Consider the following 16,032-nt stretch of genomic DNA (forward strand, 5'->3'; position numbering starts at 1 on the left):
CGATCGCCGTCTACCAGGCCATGCTGGAGAAGGTCACCCAAACCAGCCACTCCCTTCAGTGATTCCACCGTTGCACTTGGTGCTTGATACCGCCCCGCGCCGCAGCGCCCGCAGCGCAGGGCTTGGCGCAGCGTCAGTTGCAGCAGCTCGTGCAGTTGGGCCCGGTTGTACAAGCCGGTCAGCGCGTCGTGCGTGGCCTGATGGCGCAACGCGTCGGTCAGGCGCCGGGCCTCGCTGACGTCGCGCATGAACACCACGGCACACGGTGCGCCGGCCACCGTGCAGGCCCCCAAGGCGATGTCCACCGGCACCTCGTGGCCGGCGCGGTGGCGCAGCCGCAGGTTGGTCACCCGGCCCATCGGGCGGGTGTATGGTCGCTGAAAATACTGCGCCACCCACTGCCGGTGGCGGCCCTGCAGCCCCTGCGGCGGCAAGATATCCAGCGGTTGATCGACCAACGCTTGCGGCGCGTAGCCCGTCAGCACGCCCGCCGCGGCGTTGGCCAGCACGATGGTGCCCTGCGCATCGACCAACAGCACCGCGTCGGGCGCGGCGGCCAGCATGGTCCGCTCGATACCCTGCCCGCCGGGGGCGTCACCGTCGGCCAGTGCATCTTGCAAGGCACGGGCAAGTGCCAGCGCCGGCGCCGACGGCGCGTCACCGACGCCAGCACCATGGGGCGGCTCCAACGTCATCGCCCGCCCCGTTCAGGCCGCACGGCGCCGGGCCTGCGCCTGGGTCAGGCGCGCTCGGCTGTTGGCGGCGGTGGCGTCCCAACGGGACGAGACAGCGGTCGCCGTCGAGCGCGCCCCGCTGCGCCACACCTCGACCGCTTCGGCCAGCCGCTCGGACTGCTGGTGCAGCGTGCGCGCGGCTGCGCTCATTTGCTCCACCAAGGCGGCGTTGCTCTGGGTGTTTTGATCCAGCTGCGCCACCGCCTCGCCCACCTGGGCCACGCCGCTGGCCTGCTCGGCGCTGGCGGCCGAGATCTCGTTGACGAGCTGCGTCACCTGGCGCACCTGCTCGACGATGTCGTGCATGCGCGCGCCAGCCTGCGACACCAGCTCGGCGCCACCGCGCACCTCGGCCACGCTGCTGGCGATCAAGGTCTTGATTTCCTTGGCTGCGTCGGCGCTGCGCTGGGCGAGGCTGCGCACCTCGCCGGCCACCACGGCAAAGCCGCGCCCCGCTTCGCCCGCACGGGCCGCTTCCACCGCGGCGTTGAGCGCCAGGATGTTGGTCTGAAACGCGATGCTGTCGATGACGGCGACGATTTGCTCGATGCGCTGGGAGCTGGCCGTGATGCGCTCCATCGTGTGCACGACATCGGCCACCACCGCGCCGCCGGCGCTGGCCACCTCGCTGGCGCTGGCCGCGAGCCGGCTGGCCTGCTGGGCGCTGTCGGCGTTGTGCTTGACGGTGGCGGTGAGCTCCTCCATCGACGCGGCGGTTTGCTCCAGGCTTGCGGCGTTGCTTTCGGTGCGGGCGGAGAGGTCGTCGTTGCCCTGCGCGATCTGCTCGGCCACCGCCGCCAGGCCTTGGGTTTGCTGCACCACGTCGTCAACCAGCGCGCGCAGGTTCAAGCCCGACTGGTTGACCGCGCGCAGGATCATGCCGATGTCGTCCACGCGGTTGAGGTGCAGGTTCTCGCCCGGCGAGCCGCTGGCCACCGCCTGCGCCTGACGGCGGATGGCGTGCAGCGGCACAGCGATTTGGCGCGTCAGAAAGATGTCCGCCAGCGCCGCCCCCACCACCGCCGCGGCAGCCACCAGCCCCTCGGCCAGCCACGCGCCGGAGGTGGCGGCCAGGGCCGCGCCGGTGGCCACCGGCAACGCCGCCGTGCCCCACAGGGCCAGCCGAATGCGTGCGGAGGTGGACAGCTTTTGCAAGGTGCTGCGCCAGGCCTGCCAGCCGGTGCGCACCACCAACCCCTTGTGAAAGGCCAGCCCGCGCGCCTGCCCAGCGCGAAAGCGCCGGTACAGCGCGTCGGCCGCTTCGACCTCGGCGCGCGTGGGCGCCGTGCGCACCGACAGGTACCCCACCACCTGCCCGTCGCGCACCATCGGGGTGGCGTTGGCGCGCACCCAGTAGTGGTCGCCGTCCTTGCGGCGGTTTTTGACCAACGCCGTCCACGACTCGCCGCCCTTGATCGTGCGCCACATGTCTTCGAACGCCTCCGGCGGCATGTCGGGGTGGCGCACGATGTTGTGCGGCTGGCCGGTCAGTTCCTCCGCTTGGAAGCCGCTGATGGCCACGAACGCCGAATTGGCGTACACGATGCGCCCTTTGGAGTCGGTGGTGGACAGCAGCGTCTGGCGCCCGTCGAACGGGTACTCGCGCTGGGTCACAGGTTCGTTGATGCGCATCGGGTGTCTCCCGGGCGGGGCGAATGGAAGGCGTGGGACTCGCCTTCAGGATTTCGGAAGACAGCCGCTGCGTCAAGGGACTTTGACCTCGATCAAACAGCGTTTGCACACGTGGATGCCAAATGTCACCCAACGAAGGTCTTATATGCTATTTTTGGTGCGATGAGGCGTGGTTTGGCGCGCACCCTGGCCATGACGGCGCCACGGGATCAAGCGCCGGACAGGATCCCCCCCCCCCCCCCGGGTTTTCCCTGGGTTGGGAATGGGGCCCTCCCACACCAGATGACGGCGACCCTCGCGGCGCAGCAGCCCGTCGCGCTGCAGGCGCGCCAGCGCGCGCGAGGTTGTCTCGGGGGCGCAGCCGGCCAGCTCCGCCAGGTCGTCGCGCGCGGGCAACACCACGGTGCGGGTGCCTTGCTCACGCGCCAGCAAACCCAGCACGGCGGCCACACGCGACAGCGCATCGGGCAGCCGCGCCACCGCCGACCAATCGGCCAGGGTTTCCGTCACACGCACCTGGTGGCGCGCCAGGTGCGCCACCAGCGCCGGCCGGCTGGGCAGCAGCGCGCGCACCAGGGGCAGCGGCACCTCGCAAACCCGGGTGGGCACCACCGCCACCGCGTCGGTGCCGGGGCCGTCGGCCAACAGGGCGCGCAAGCTCAGCACATGGCCCGCGCCCAGCACCCCGACCGCCCGCGCGCCGCCCAGGCCCGGGTTGCGCCGCAGCAGCACCGCGCCCACCTTGATGGCATGCAAAGCACGCGCCGGCTCGCCCTGTTGCAACAACGACCCGCCGGCATCCAAGCGTCGCTCATGCACCGCATGGCCCTCGAACGCCGGGTCGGTCACCAAGGGCCGCAGGGCGCACTGCTGCCGGGTGGCGCATTCGTTGCAGACATGGCGCGACATGGTCATGCTCGTGGCCCTTGCTCGTACACCGGGGCGCCGCCGGGGGGGCGTGTCTTGAACCGCCGGTGCAGCCAATGGTACTGGGTGGGATCTTCTTCGATCCAGCGCTGCAGCTCGACGTTCATGCGCGCGGCGTCGGCCACATCGTCACCGCTGGGGTAGTTCGCCAGCGGTGGCAGCACCTGCACCGTGTAGCCGTGCGCGTCGAGCCGGCCCAGCACCGGCACCACCGGCGCGCCGCCCAGCACCGCCAGCCGCGGCAGCGACGTCACGGTGGCCGCGGGCACGCCAAAAAAAGGCACAAACACCGCCGCTTCGCGGCCCAAATCCATGTCCGGCAGTAGGTACACCGCCGCGCCGCCACGCAGCGCGCGCACCAGGCCGCGCAGCCCTTCGCGGCGCGCGATGGTGGTAGGGTTGCCAAAGCGGTTGCGTCCGGCGCGCACCCAGGCATCCAGCCGTGGGTTGGTCTGCGCGGCGTACATGCCTGCCCACGGCCGCGCCAGCGCTTGGGTCAGGCGCGTCCAGGCCGCATCCAACCCCGCGAAGTGCGGCGCAAACACCAGCACCGGTCCTGGGCGTTGCAAGGCGTCCAGGTCGCCCTGCAGCCGCACGCGGCGCGCCACCAGCGCCGCCGGGGCGTGCCACAGCCACACGCGGTCCACAAACGCCTGCCCAAAGTGGACGAACACCCGCCACGTCCAGCGCCGCCGCTGCGCCGCGGACGCGCTGGCGAAGCACAGCGCCAGGTTGCGCCGCACCACCGCCCGGCGCTTGGGCGCGCCCAGGTACAGGGCCGCGCCCAGCAGTGCACCCGCGCCGCGCAGCAGCGGCAGCGGCAAGCGCGCCAGCGCCCGCAGCCACCACGGGCCGGGGTTGGGGGGAGTGGGGACAGCAGATGTCATGGCCGCCCGCATGATAGCGGCAGCGCCCCCACCCACCGGCGCGACGCACGGGCGACAGCGCCGCTGCGGGCGGCCAGGCTACGATGGGGCCATGACCAGCACCGCCTCCACCAGCCTGCTTTTTCAACCGTTGCGCGTGGGCGCGTGGACGCTGCCGCACCGCGTCGTGATGGCGCCGTTGACGCGCAACCGTGCGCCCGGCCAGCTGCCCAACGCGCTGATGGCCACCTACTACGCCCAGCGCGCCGACCCGCGCGACGGCGCGGCGCTGATCATTTCGGAAGCCACCCCGGTGTGCCCGCAAGGCCATGGTTACGCCGACACGCCGGGGCTGCACGCGCCCGAGCAGGTGCAGGCCTGGCGCGCCGTGACGGACGCGGTGCATGCCGCCGGCGGCCTGATCGTGGCGCAACTGTGGCACGTGGGGCGCATTTCGCACACCGCGCTGCAGCCCGGTGGCCAAGCGCCGGTGGCGCCCTCGGCCGTGCGCGCCCAGGCCAAAACCTACCTGATCGAGACCGTGGACGGCCAGCGGGTGGGGCGCTTCGTGGAGGTGTCGCAGCCGCGTGCGCTGCGCCTGGACGAGCTGCCCGGCATCGTGCAGGCCTACGCGCAAGCGGCGCGCAACGCCCTGGACGCGGGTTTCGATGGCGTCGAGGTGCACGCGGCCAACGGCTATTTGCTCGACCAGTTTTTGCGCCGCGGCAGCAACCACCGCACCGACGCCTACGGCGGCCCGATCGAGCACCGCGCCCGGCTGTTGTTGGAGGTGATACAGGCGGTGGCCGAGGCCATCGGACCGGATCGGGTGGGCCTGCGGCTGTCGCCGGTGACCCCCGCCAACGACGCCTGGGACGACGAGCCGCAGCCGCTGTTTGAATATGTGGTGCGCCAACTGGCCCCCATGGGCTTGGCGTACCTGCACATCATCGAGGGGCAAACCGGCGGAGCGCGCGATTTCCAGCAGGGCGCGCAGCCGTTTGATTACGCCGCGCTGCGCCGGGCGTACCGCGACGCCGGCGGCCGCGGGGCCTGGATGGTCAACAACGGCTACGACCGTGCGCTGGCCGAGCAGGCGCTGGCGCAAGGCGCCGACCTGGTGGCGTTTGGGCGCCCGTTCATCAGCAACCCGGACTTGACCCGCCGCCTGCGCGAGGGGCTGCCGCTGGCCGAGCCAGACCGCCGCACGTTCTACGGCGGTGGGCCGACGGGCTACACCGACTACCCCCGCGCACCCTGAGCCGCCCCACGCGGGGGCACGCGCGGGGCGTCACCAGCGCGCGTCCAGGCGGATCCAGGTGGTTTTGAGCTCGGTGTACTTGTCCAGCGCGTGCAGCGACTTGTCGCGCCCCACGCCGCTTTGCCGAAAACCGCCAAACGGCACCGTGATGTCGTCCTCGTCGTACTGGTTGACGTGCACGGTGCCGGCCCGCAGCGCGCGCGCCACGCCGTGGGCTTTGTCCAGGTCGCGCGTCCACACCGCCGCCTGCAGGCCGTAGATGCTGTCGTTGGCTTGGGCGATGGCGTCGGCCGCGTCGGTGAAGGCCAGCACCGCCACCACCGGGCCAAAAATTTCCTCGCGCGCGATCGTCATGCCGTTGTGCACGCTGTCGAACACCGTGGGCTGCACGTAGCAGCCCCCCGGCACGGGCTGCACCACCTGCCCGCCCGCCAGCAGGCGCGCGCCTTCGGCTTGGCCGATCTCGATGTAGCGCGCGATGGTGTCGAGCTGGGCGCGGTCGACGATGGCCCCCATCACGGTGTCGGGCTGGCGCGGGTCGGCCGGCTGGTAACGCGGCAGCAACGCCAGCATGCGCTCCAGCAGCGCGTCCTTGATCGACGCCTCCACGAACAGGCGCGACGGCGCGTTGCAGCTTTGCCCTTGGTTGAACATGACGCTGCCCACCGCGGCCTGGGCGGCGCGGTCGAGGTCGGGGCAGTCCGCAAAAACGATGTTGGGCGACTTGCCGCCCAGCTCCGTCCAGGCGCGCTTGAGGTTGCTTTGCCCGGCCATCACGTGGATTTGCTTGCCCACGCGCGTGCTGCCGGTGAAGGCAATGGCGTCCACATCCATGTGCAACGCCAGCGCCGCCCCGGCTTCCGGACCGTAGCCCGGCACCACGTTGAGCACCCCCGGCGGCAGGCCGGCCTGCAGCGCCAGCTCGGCCAGGCGCAGCGCCGTGTAGGGGGACTTTTCGCTGGGCTTGAGCACCACCGAATTGCCCACCGCCAGCGCGGGGCCCAGCTTCCACGCGGCCATGATCATCGGGTAGTTCCACGGCACGATGACACCAACCACCCCGATGGGCTCGCGCGTCACCAGCGCCAGCGCGGTGCGCGGCGTGGGGGCGATTTCGTCGTACACCTTGTCGATGGCCTCGCCGTACCAGCGGATGCAGTTGGCGGTGCTGTTGACGTCGACGCTGCGCGACCAGCGTACCGGCTTGCCCATGTCCAGCGTTTCGGTCAAGGCCAGCTCATCGCCGTGCTGCACGATCAGCTCCGCCCAGCGCTGCAGCACGCGCTTGCGCGCCGCCGGTGGCTGCGCGCGCCAGCGCCCGTCTTCGAACGCCGCGCGCGCGGCGGCCACCGCGGCGTCGATGTCGGCCGCCTGGCCGCGCACCACGTCGCCCAGCACCGCGCCATCCACCGGCGAATGCTTGGTGTACGTTTGGCCGTCGCGCGCCCACACCCGCTGCCCGTCGATGAAGGCGCGGCCATCCAAGCAGGGCGTGGGGGTGGGGTGTGGCATCGTGTCAACCTCCAACAAACGGTGGGAGCGTGGCCGCAGCCAACGATGACCTCATGCTAGCGCGCCTGCGGCCGCCCCGCACGGACCACTGGCGCGCGCCAGCACGGAGCCGCTTGGAAAGCCAGGCCGGCCCCGATGCACCCTCAGGTGCCGCAAAAGGTCACGTAGCGCTGCGCCCACTCGGGCGGCGCGGGGGTGGCCCAGCGCGCGGCGCCGGGTTGCTCGTCGAAGGGGTGCCGCAGCACGGCCGCAAAGGCGCGCGCGGGTGCAAGGTCGCCCGCCAGCGCAGCGTGCAGCACCTCTTCCACGCGCTGGTTGCGCGGGATGTACCCCGGGTTGGCGCGGCGCATGGCAGCGGCGCGCGCCGGGGCACCGACACCGTCGCGCGCGCAGCGGGCGCGCCAGCGCCCCCACCAGCGCTGCAGCGGGGCCGCCTCCGACCACAAGGCGTGCAGCGGCGCGGGGGCGTGCTCGGGCAGCGCACCCAGACCGGCCTGGGCGGCGTCCGCCACCGCGTCGGCCAACCGGCGGTGCGCCAGCGTCCAGTCCACGCGCTCAGCCGCCAAGGCGTTCAACCAGTCGGTGATCAGCGCGTCGTCGTCTTCGGCCCAGGCGTCGTCCTGCGCCGGGACGGTGGGAGGCCACGCCACCGGGCTGGCCGCACCGCCCGGGTACGGCGCCGCCAACCCCAGCTTGGCCCGCATCACGGCACGCCACGCGCGTTGGTAAGCAGGGCCAAAGGCGCGCACCGCGTCGGTGGCCAGCGCCACGGCGGTGTCGTGGTCGGGGTGCAGCAGCGGCAGCAGTGTTTCGGCCAGCCGCGCCAGGTTCCACTGCGCGATGCGCGGCTGGTTGCCCCAGGCGTAACGCCCGCCCAGGTCGATCGAGCTGTGCACGGTCGCCGGGTCGTAGCCCTCCATGAACGCGCAGGGGCCGTAGTCGATCGTTTCGCCGCTGATGGCCATGTTGTCGGTGTTCATGACGCCGTGGATGAAGCCCACCCCCATCCACAGCGCCACCAGGCGCGCCTGGCGCTGCACCACCGCGCGCAGCCACGCTTGCACCCGGTCAGGGTCGCACGCGTCGGGGTTGAGCCCCTCGAGCAGCGCCGGGTCGTGCCGCTGCGCGGCAAAGCGCCACAAGCGCTGCAGCAAGCCCAGGTCGTCCAGCGCTGCCACCCACTGAAACGTGCCCACGCGCAGGTGGCTGGCGGCCACGCGCACCAGCCAAGCGCCGGGCTGCGGGCCGTCGCGCCACACGGTATCCCCGGTGGTCAGCACCGCCAACGTGCGCGTGGTGGGGATGCCCAGCGCGTGCATGGCTTCGCTGACCAAGGCTTCGCGCAGCATCGGCCCCAGCGCCGCACGACCGTCGCCTCCGCGCGCCAGCGGCGTGGCCCCGCTGCCCTTGAGCCCGACGTCCACCAGCGCCCCGTTGGGGCACGCCACCTCGCCCAACAGCAGGGCGCGGCCGTCGCCCAAGCGTCCGGCCCAGCGGCCGAACTGGTGCCCGGCGTACACCAACGCCACCGGCCGTGCCCCCGGCGGCAGCGCGGCCCCGGCCAGCAGCGCCACCCCCTGCGGCCCCTGCAAAGCCTCGCTCGGCCAGCCCAGCGCGTCGGCCACGGCGTCGTGCAGCCAGGCCAGGCGCGGGGCCGGCCAGCGCTGCGCCTGGCAAGGCACCGCCAGTTCGGGCAAGGTGTCGGCCCAACGCGCCTGCAACGTGGGCCGCCACGGCGCCCGGCCGTGGGGTGGTGCGACCAAGGCCGCTGGGGTGACGCGCGCATCCATGCCGCCAGCGTAGCGCAGCCGCGCCCGCGGCGCCGCACCCGCGCGCGCTTCACCCCTTGAGGGCTGCGGCCATTTCGCGCTCGCGCCGCCGGGTGGCGCGCGCCACCCACACGGCGTAGCTGACGATAACGGTGGTAACGACGACGATCAGGATCGTCGCCGCGGCGTAGATGGTGGGGTTGATGCCGCGGCGCGCGTAGCCGAAGATGACCTGGGGCAGCGTGTTGACGCCGGGGCCAGAGAGGAATTCGGAGATCACCACGTCGTCGAACGACAGCGTGAACGACAGCAAAAACGCCGCCAGCACCGCCTGCGCGATGTTGGGCAGCGTCACCAGGAAAAACACCTGGTGCGGGCGCGCACCCAGGTCCATCGCCGCTTCCTCGATGCGCCGGTCCATTTCCAGCAGGCGCGACTGCACCACCACCATCGCGTAGGCCATGCCCATCAGCGTGTGGCCCAGCGTGATGGTCAGCATACCGCGCTGCGGCCAGCCAAACACGTTTTGCGCACCCACCATCAACAGCAGCAGCGACAGGCCGATGATGACCTCGGGCATCACCAGCGGCGCGTTGACCATGCCGGAAAAGAGCGTGCGGCCCCAAAAGCGCCGGTAGCGCACCAGCACGAACGCGGCCAGCGTGCCCAGCACCGCCGACAGCACGCCGGTGGTCAGCGCCACCTTGAGCGAGACAAAAAAGCCGTTGACGATTTTGCTGTCGTCCAGCAGCGCCTGGTACCAGCGCAGCGAAAAACCGGTGAAGACGGCGTCTTGGCGCGTGCTGTTGAACGAAAACACGATCATGAACAGCAGCGGCGCGTACAAAAACGCAAACACCAGCGCCAGCCAGCCTTTGCCAAGGTGCCGAGCGAAAACGTTGCCCATCGTGCGACCCTTTCGGTTGGGGTCAGTGCGCGCCGGCCGCCGCGCGTTCACCGCTGTAGCGGTAGTACAGCGACAGCGGCACGACGATCAGCCCGATCATCACCACCGCCAGCGCGGCCGCGCGTGGCCAGTTGTTGGCGGTGAACATTTCGTCCCACACGACGCGGCCGATCATCAGGTTTTCGGGGCCGCCCAGCAGCGAGGGGATGACAAACTCACCCACCGACGGGATGAACACCAGCATGAACCCGGCGATGATCCCGGCCTTGGACAACGGCACCGTCACCAGCCAAAACGCGCGCCAGGGCGTGGCGCCCAGGTCGTAAGCCGCCTCCAGCAGCCGCCAGTCCAGCTTGACCAGCGTGGCGTACAGCGGCAGCACCATGAACGGCAGGTACACGTAGGTCATGCCCACCAGCATCGACACGTTGGTGTACAGCAGCGGCAGCGGCTCGCTGGTCAGGCCCAGGGCCATCAGCAGCCGGTTGACAACACCGGCGTCGGCCAAGATGCCCTTCCAGGCGTACACGCGCAGCAAAAACGAGGTCCAAAACGGCAGCATCACCATCAGCAACAGCGCCGGGCGCACCGCGGCGGGGCTGCGCGCGATGAAGTACGCAAACGGGTAGCCGATCAGCAGGCACAGTGTGGCGGTGACCGACGCGTACAGCAGCGAGCGCACGTAGGCCTCGACGTACAGCGTGCGAAACAGCGGGCCGTCCCATTCGGCTTTGAAGATCGACCAGTAGTTTTCGTACTTGAGGTGCAGCACGCCGGTGGTGGCGTCCCACAGCGGGCGAAACGGGTCGATGCCGTCGCCCATGTCCACGAAGCTGATGTACAGCAGGATCAGGAACGGCAGCAGGAAAAACAGCGTCAGCCAGGCGAACGGCACGGCGATCACAAAGCGCCGTCCGGGCATCGGCAGCAGGGGCGAAGGGCCAGCAGGGGTGGACATCGTGGCAACCCAAGGATCGGCGGGGGGTCAGTCGCGCAGCACGACACCGGCGGTGTCGCTCCACCAGAACCACACCTCGTCGTCCCAGGTGATGTCGGACAGGTCGTGGCGCGAGGTGTTGGCTTCGGTGATGCGCACCTTGTGCCCCTGCGGCGTGACGACGATGTAGGCGTTGTACGAGCCGAAGTAAGCGATTTCCTTGACGCGGCCCTGGAACAGGTTGCACGCCACGCCGTCGGGGCGCTGCTTGGCGATGTCGATTTTTTCCGGGCGCACCGCCACCGCCACGGGCATGCCCAAGGCGCCGGTGGTGCCGTGGCCGACGTGGATGCGGCCTATGGGCGTGTCGATGGCGCAGTGGTCCGGCTCGTCGATGGCCAGGGTGCCGTCGAACAGGTTGACGCTGCCGATGAAGTCGGCCACGAAACGGTTGGCCGGGAATTCGTACATTTCCTGCGGCGTGCCCACCTGCAGCACGCGCCCCTTGCTCATCACCGCGATGCGGCTGGCCATCGTCATGGCCTCTTCCTGGTCGTGCGTGACCATCACGCAGGTCACGCCCACCTGTTCGATGATGTTGACCAGTTCGAACTGCGTTTGTTCGCGCAGCTTTTTGTCCAGCGCACCCAGCGGTTCGTCCAGCAACAGCAGCTTGGGCCGCTTGGCCAGGCTGCGCGCCAGCGCCACGCGCTGCTGCTGCCCGCCCGACAGTTGGTGCGGCTTGCGCTGCGCGTAGGCGCTCAGTTGCACCAGCGCCAGCATGTCGTCCACGCGCTTGGCGATTTCCGCCTTGGGCAGCCCTTCGCGCTTGAGGCCAAAGGCGACGTTGTCCCACACGTTGAGGTGCGGAAACAGCGCGTAGCTCTGAAACATCATGTTGACCGGCCGCTCGTACGGCGGCAGGCCCACCACGTCTTGCCCGCCCAGCAGGATGCGGCCCGAGGTCGGGGTCTCGAACCCCGCCAGCATGCGCAGCAAGGTGGACTTGCCGCAGCCGGAGCTGCCCAGCAGGGCGAAGATTTCGCCCTTGCGCACCGACAACGACACCTCGTCCACCGCCACCGTCTGGTCAAACGTTTTGACCAGCTTGTCGGTGACCAGGTAATGCTCGGCATCGAGCGGAACTTGCGGAGCTTGCGCCATGACCCCTCTCAATCCCCAAAGGTAGGGCGGCGGCCCAGCCGACCGCACGCCCGCTGACCGGTGTACGAAAACGCAACGGGCTGCCCCACCGCCGGAAGAACAGCCCGTTGCGCCATGAGTGCCCGCGGCTCGGTCACCGCCTGCGCTGGCGACGTTTATTTGCCGCGCTTGAAGGCGTTGTAGGCCGAGGCCATCGCTTCACGCGCCTCGTTGGTGTAGCTGCTGGGCTGGATCAGCTTGGGCATGTAGTCCGCCGGCGGGAAGATCGACGGGTTGTTGGCCACCTCGGGCTTGATCTGGTCCTTGCCCTGGGTGTTGCCGGCGTTGTAGCCCATTTCGTTGGCCATGGCCGCAGCGTTTTCCGCCTTCAGGTAGAAGTTGATGAAGGCGTGCGCGTTGTTGGGGTGCTTGGCGTCTTTGAGGATCGCCATCGTGTCGAAAAACGCCAGCGCGCCGGTGGAGGGCAGCAGCGCGACGATTTCGTCCTTGGAGCCGGCCTCGGCGGCGCGCTGCGCCGCGATGTTGATGTCACCCGCCCAGCCGATCACCGCGCAGGCCTTGCCGCTGGCCACGTCGTCGATCATCGTCGAGCTGAAGATGCGGATGTCCTTGCGCACCTTCTTCAGCATCTCGACCGCGGCCTTGTAGTCCTCGGGGTTGTTGGAATAGGCGTCTTTGCCGATGTAGTGCAGCGCCACCGGGATGATCTCGGTGGGCGAATCCAGGTAGGCAATGCCGCAGCTCTTGACCTTGGCGGTGTACTTGGGATCGAACACCAGGTCCCAGGCGTTTTCCGGCATCGGCATGCCGCCCAGCGCCTTTTCGACCTTTTGCTTGTTGATGCCCACCGTGGTGAAGCTCCACGCCCACGGCACCAGGTACTGGTTGCCCGGATCGACGCGGTCCAGCACCTTCATGACGGCCGGATCGAGGTTTTGGTAGTTGGGGATTTTGGCCTTGTCCAGCGGCTGGAACAGGCCGGCTTCGATTTGCGGCTTGGCAAACACGCTGCCGGGCACGACGATGTCGTAGCCGGTGTTGCCCGCCACCAGCTTGGCGTGCAGCGCTTCGTTGGTCTCGAACGTGTCGTAGTTGACCTTGATGCCGGTTTCCTTTTCGAAGGCTTCGAGCATGCCTTCGGGGATGTAGTCCGGCCAGTTGTAAATGTTGAGCACTTTTTCGTCGTCCAGCACCGGGCCGGCGGGGGCCTGCGCGACCGCGGGGGCCGGGGCCGGCGCGGGTTGGGCGACGGGTTCTTCTTTCTTGCCACAGCCGGCGACAAAGGCGGCGGCCAGGGCCAGGGCGAGCAGATGCTTTTTCATGTCCACACTCCAGTCGGTGACGACCACGTCCTTGCAGAAAAATGCCCGAGCAGCAGGCCGGTGCGGACAATGCCCACCCGACGCCCCTTGTTGCGCTCCGTCGGCCATTGTAGGGCAGCCCTGGCCGATCACGCGCGCCCCTGGCGGCGCAAATCGTCCCATGTCGCATCCAAGGCACGCCGAATCAGCCCGATCATGGTGTCGATGTCGGCGCGCGTCATCACCAGCGGCGGCGCGATGATCATGCGCGACCCCACGGCGCGCATCACCACCCCGGTGTCGAAGCAGTGCTGGCGGCACAGCATGCCCACCTCCCAGTCTTCGGGAAACGGCGTCAGCGTGGCCTTGTCCCGCACCAGAATGAGGCCGGCCACAAAGCCGCAGCTCTCGGTCACGCCCACCAGCGGGTGGTCAGCCAGCGTGGCAAAGCGCTCGGCCAGGTACGGGCCGGTGTCGCTGCGCACGCGCTCGGGCAGCGCCTCGCGCTGCATCAGCTCCAGGTTGGCCAGCGCCACCGCGCACGCCACCGGGTGGCCGCTGTAGGTGTAGCCGTGGGTGAACTCGCCGCCCTCGACCAACACCTTGGCCACGCGCTCGCCCACCAGCACCCCGCCCAGCGGCACGTAGCCGCTGGTGACGCCTTTGGCAAAGGTCACCAGGTCGGGCCGGATGCCGAAACGCTCGTAGGCAAACCAGTGGCCCAGGCGCCCGAAGGCGCAAATCACCTCGTCGTCGATGAGCAAGATGCCGTAGCGGTCGACGATGCGCTGCACCTCGGGCCAGTAGGTGGCGGGCGGGATGATGACGCCGCCGGCGCCCTGCACCGGCTCGGCGATGAAGGCGGCGACCTTGTCGGGGCCGATGGCCAGGATTTTGTCTTCCAGCCAACGCGCCGCGCGCACGCCAAAGGCTTCGGGCGTCTCGCCGGGCTGGCGCAGGTCCCAGTAGTAGGGCTGCTCGATGTGCTCGATGCCGGGAATGGGCAGGTCGCCCTGCGCGTGCATGGCCGCCATGCCACCCAGCGAGGCGGCGGCCACCGTCGAGCCGTGGTAAGCGTTGCGCCGGCTGATGATGACCTTGCGCTGCGGCTGGCCCATCAAGTCCCAGTAACGGCGCACCAGGCGCACGTTGGTGTCGTTGGCCTCGGAGCCGCTGCTGGTGAAAAACACGTGCGTGAAGCGCCGCCCCGCCACGGGCGGGGCCAGCTCGGTGAGGCGCTGCGCCAGGCGCACCGGCGGCTCGGTGGTGGTCTGAAAAAAGGTGTTGTAAAAGGGCAGCCGCAGCATTTGCTGGTAGGCGGCGTCGGCCAGCTCGCGCCGGCCGTAGCCGGCGTTGACGCACCACAGCCCGCTCATGCCGTCCAGGATGCGCTGGCCGTTGGCGTCCCAGATCCAGATGCCCTCGGCGTGCGTGATGACGCGCGCGCCCTTGGCCGCCAGCGCCGCATGGTCCGTGAAGGGGTGCAGAACATGCGCGGCGTCGAGCGCGCGCAGCTCGCGGGTCAGGTGGGTGTCGGCCACGGCGGTCATCGGCGGTCTCCTTTCGGGCAGGGGGCTGGCGGCACGCCACGCGGCGTCGCGCAGCGCTTGCGTGTTCAGACGTGCAGCAACAGGTGCTCGCGCTCCCAGGGCGAAATCACCTTCATGAACTCCTCAAACTCGAGCTCTTTGATCTCGGTGTAGATCGTGATGAACTCCTCGCCCAGCACGTGGTGCAGGTCGGGCTCGCGGCGCAGCCAGTCCAGCGCCTCGCCCAAGCTGCGCGGCAGCGCGTAAGGCGACAGGTAGGCGTCGCCGCGCATTTCGGGCTTGGGCTTGATTTTGTTGACCAGCCCCAGGTAGCCGCAGGCCAGCGTCATGGCCATCGCGATGTAGGGGTTGGCGTCGGCGCCGATGACGCGGTTTTCCAGCCGGCGGGCCTGCGGCGGCGCGATCGGCGAGCGGATGCCCACCGTGCGGTTGTCGTGCCCCCACTCGATGTTGATCGGCGCCGCCGTGTGGCGCGCCAGCCGCCGGTAGCTGTTGACGTAGGGCGCCACCAGCGCCATCGCGGCCGGGATGTAGCGCTGCAACCCGCCGATGTAGTGGTAGAACATCTCCGAGGGGCTGCCGTCTTCGTTGCTGAAGACGTTGCGGCCGCTGGCTTTGTCCACCAGGCTTTGGTGGATGTGCATCGCGCTGCCGGGCTCGCCAGCGATGGGTTTGGCCATGAAGGTGGCGTACATGTCGTGGCGCAGGGCCACCTCGCGCACGGTGCGCTTGAACAAAAACACCTCGTCGGCCAGCTCCAGCGGGTGGGCGTGGAAAAAGTTGATCTCCATCTGCCCCGCGCCCACTTCGTGGATCAACGTGTCGACGTTGAGCTCCATCTTGTCGCAGCAGTCGTAGATCTCCTCGAACAGCGGGTCGAATTCGTTGACCGCGTCGATGCTGTAGGCCTGGCGCGAGGTCTCGGCCCGCCCGCTGCGGCCCACCGGTGGGTGAAGCAAGGTGTTGGGGTCGGTGTTGCGCGCGGTCAGGTAGAACTCCAGCTCCGGCGCCACCACCGGCTGCAGGCCCATGGCGTCGTACAGGCTGCAGACGTGGCGCAGCACACTGCGCGGGGCGTAGGGGATGAGCTTGCCGCTGTGGTCGAAGCAGTCGTGGATGACCTGCGCGGTGGGGTCGGCCACCCAGGGCACGATGCGCGCGGTGGCCGGGTCGGGCCGCAGCTGCATGTCGCGCTCGGTGGGGTCGATGACGTCGTAGTACGGCCCGCTGCTGGGCTGCTCGCCGGTCACGCTCATCGCCACCACCGACGCGGGCAGGCGCATGCCGCGGTCTTCGGTGAACTTTTCGCGCGGCAGGATCTTGCCGCGTGCCACGCCGGTCAGGTCGGGCACCAGGCACTCGACCTCGGTGACGCGGCGCTCGTTGAGCCATTGCTCCAGATCGTTGAAGGTTTTGAGTTGTTTGGCACTGCTCATGGTGGTCTCCGTGGCCCTGAGGGGTGGCGACGCGGT

At 69.6% G+C, this 16,032-nt stretch carries 13 protein-coding genes; 1 reads left to right on the forward strand and 12 read right to left on the reverse strand.

Annotated features, from left to right (window positions below; genetic code table 11):
* The 4 genes from EDC36_RS10100 to EDC36_RS10115 all read right to left on the reverse strand — a co-directional run.
* Window positions 1-695 (reverse strand): PAS domain S-box protein (locus EDC36_RS10100; RefSeq protein WP_132963141.1); only part of this gene is annotated, 695 nt, incomplete at its 3' end.
* A 12-nt stretch (window positions 696-707) separates the two neighbouring features.
* A complete protein-coding gene (locus tag EDC36_RS10105) occupies window positions 708-2,366 on the reverse strand; it encodes a methyl-accepting chemotaxis protein (protein ID WP_132963142.1) in 1,659 nt (552 codons plus the stop codon).
* A 141-nt stretch (window positions 2,367-2,507) separates the two neighbouring features.
* Window positions 2,508-3,275 (reverse strand): Crp/Fnr family transcriptional regulator, encoded by a 768-nt coding sequence (locus tag EDC36_RS10110; RefSeq protein ID WP_165902853.1) that lies wholly within the window; start codon window positions 3,273-3,275, stop codon window positions 2,508-2,510.
* Between the two features lie 2 nt (window positions 3,276-3,277).
* Window positions 3,278-4,180 (reverse strand): lysophospholipid acyltransferase family protein, encoded by a 903-nt coding sequence (locus EDC36_RS10115; protein ID WP_132963144.1) that lies wholly within the window; start codon window positions 4,178-4,180, stop codon window positions 3,278-3,280.
* Window positions 4,181-4,271: 91 nt separating this feature from the next.
* Between EDC36_RS10115 and EDC36_RS10120 the strand changes: the two genes are divergently transcribed.
* Window positions 4,272-5,420 carry an alkene reductase gene (locus EDC36_RS10120; RefSeq protein WP_132963145.1) on the forward strand — a complete coding sequence of 383 codons (1,149 nt, stop codon included), beginning with the start codon at window positions 4,272-4,274 and terminating at the stop codon, window positions 5,418-5,420.
* A 30-nt stretch (window positions 5,421-5,450) separates the two neighbouring features.
* Here EDC36_RS10120 and EDC36_RS10125 read toward each other — a convergent pair whose 3' ends face one another.
* The 8 genes from EDC36_RS10125 to EDC36_RS10160 form a co-directional block, all read right to left on the reverse strand.
* The gene (locus EDC36_RS10125; RefSeq protein ID WP_132963146.1) at window positions 5,451-6,932 is read right to left on the reverse strand and encodes an aldehyde dehydrogenase; all 1,482 of its coding nucleotides are present in this window, start codon (window positions 6,930-6,932) and stop codon (window positions 5,451-5,453) included.
* A gap of 143 nt (window positions 6,933-7,075) precedes the next feature.
* Window positions 7,076-8,722: a protein adenylyltransferase SelO gene (locus tag EDC36_RS10130; RefSeq protein WP_132963147.1), complete on the reverse strand. Its 1,647-nt coding sequence runs from the start codon at window positions 8,720-8,722 to the stop codon at window positions 7,076-7,078.
* A gap of 49 nt (window positions 8,723-8,771) precedes the next feature.
* Window positions 8,772-9,608, reverse strand: a complete 837-nt coding sequence (locus EDC36_RS10135) for an ABC transporter permease (protein ID WP_132963148.1) — start codon at window positions 9,606-9,608, stop codon at window positions 8,772-8,774.
* 22 nt (window positions 9,609-9,630) lie between these two features.
* The gene (locus EDC36_RS10140; protein WP_132963149.1) at window positions 9,631-10,566 is read right to left on the reverse strand and encodes an ABC transporter permease; all 936 of its coding nucleotides are present in this window, start codon (window positions 10,564-10,566) and stop codon (window positions 9,631-9,633) included.
* A gap of 27 nt (window positions 10,567-10,593) precedes the next feature.
* Complete coding sequence (locus EDC36_RS10145) at window positions 10,594-11,709, reverse strand: ABC transporter ATP-binding protein (RefSeq protein ID WP_132963150.1); 1,116 nt, start codon at window positions 11,707-11,709, stop codon at window positions 10,594-10,596.
* Window positions 11,710-11,864: 155 nt separating this feature from the next.
* Window positions 11,865-13,031, reverse strand: coding sequence for an extracellular solute-binding protein (locus EDC36_RS10150; RefSeq protein ID WP_132963151.1), 1,167 nt, complete (start codon window positions 13,029-13,031; stop codon window positions 11,865-11,867).
* A gap of 128 nt (window positions 13,032-13,159) precedes the next feature.
* A complete protein-coding gene (locus EDC36_RS10155) occupies window positions 13,160-14,560 on the reverse strand; it encodes an aspartate aminotransferase family protein (RefSeq protein WP_132963152.1) in 1,401 nt (466 codons plus the stop codon).
* A gap of 65 nt (window positions 14,561-14,625) precedes the next feature.
* Entirely contained in the window at window positions 14,626-15,996 is a 1,371-nt protein-coding gene (locus EDC36_RS10160) for a glutamine synthetase family protein (protein ID WP_132963153.1), read from the reverse strand.
* Between the last annotated feature and the right edge of the window lie 36 nt (window positions 15,997-16,032).

The organism is Tepidimonas ignava, from assembly GCF_004342625.1.
In the GTDB taxonomy this organism is placed as follows: Bacteria; Pseudomonadota; Gammaproteobacteria; order Burkholderiales; family Burkholderiaceae_C; genus Tepidimonas; species Tepidimonas ignava.

Bases quoted from the DNA above. Each gene is read 5' to 3' on its own strand.
- EDC36_RS10105 (WP_132963142.1), bottom strand. From the start codon at position 2,366: ATGCGCATCAACGAACCTGTGACCCAGCGCGAGTACCCGTTCGACGGG.
- EDC36_RS10110 (WP_165902853.1), bottom strand. From the start codon at position 3,275: ATGTCGCGCCATGTCTGCAACGAATGCGCCACCCGGCAGCAGTGCGCC.
- EDC36_RS10115 (WP_132963144.1), bottom strand. From the start codon at position 4,180: ATGACATCTGCTGTCCCCACTCCCCCCAACCCCGGCCCGTGGTGGCTG.
- EDC36_RS10120 (WP_132963145.1), top strand. From the start codon at position 4,272: ATGACCAGCACCGCCTCCACCAGCCTGCTTTTTCAACCGTTGCGCGTG.
- EDC36_RS10125 (WP_132963146.1), bottom strand. From the start codon at position 6,932: ATGCCACACCCCACCCCCACGCCCTGCTTGGATGGCCGCGCCTTCATC.
- EDC36_RS10130 (WP_132963147.1), bottom strand. From the start codon at position 8,722: ATGGATGCGCGCGTCACCCCAGCGGCCTTGGTCGCACCACCCCACGGC.
- EDC36_RS10135 (WP_132963148.1), bottom strand. From the start codon at position 9,608: ATGGGCAACGTTTTCGCTCGGCACCTTGGCAAAGGCTGGCTGGCGCTG.
- EDC36_RS10140 (WP_132963149.1), bottom strand. From the start codon at position 10,566: ATGTCCACCCCTGCTGGCCCTTCGCCCCTGCTGCCGATGCCCGGACGG.
- EDC36_RS10145 (WP_132963150.1), bottom strand. From the start codon at position 11,709: ATGGCGCAAGCTCCGCAAGTTCCGCTCGATGCCGAGCATTACCTGGTC.
- EDC36_RS10150 (WP_132963151.1), bottom strand. From the start codon at position 13,031: ATGAAAAAGCATCTGCTCGCCCTGGCCCTGGCCGCCGCCTTTGTCGCC.
- EDC36_RS10155 (WP_132963152.1), bottom strand. From the start codon at position 14,560: ATGACCGCCGTGGCCGACACCCACCTGACCCGCGAGCTGCGCGCGCTC.
- EDC36_RS10160 (WP_132963153.1), bottom strand. From the start codon at position 15,996: ATGAGCAGTGCCAAACAACTCAAAACCTTCAACGATCTGGAGCAATGG.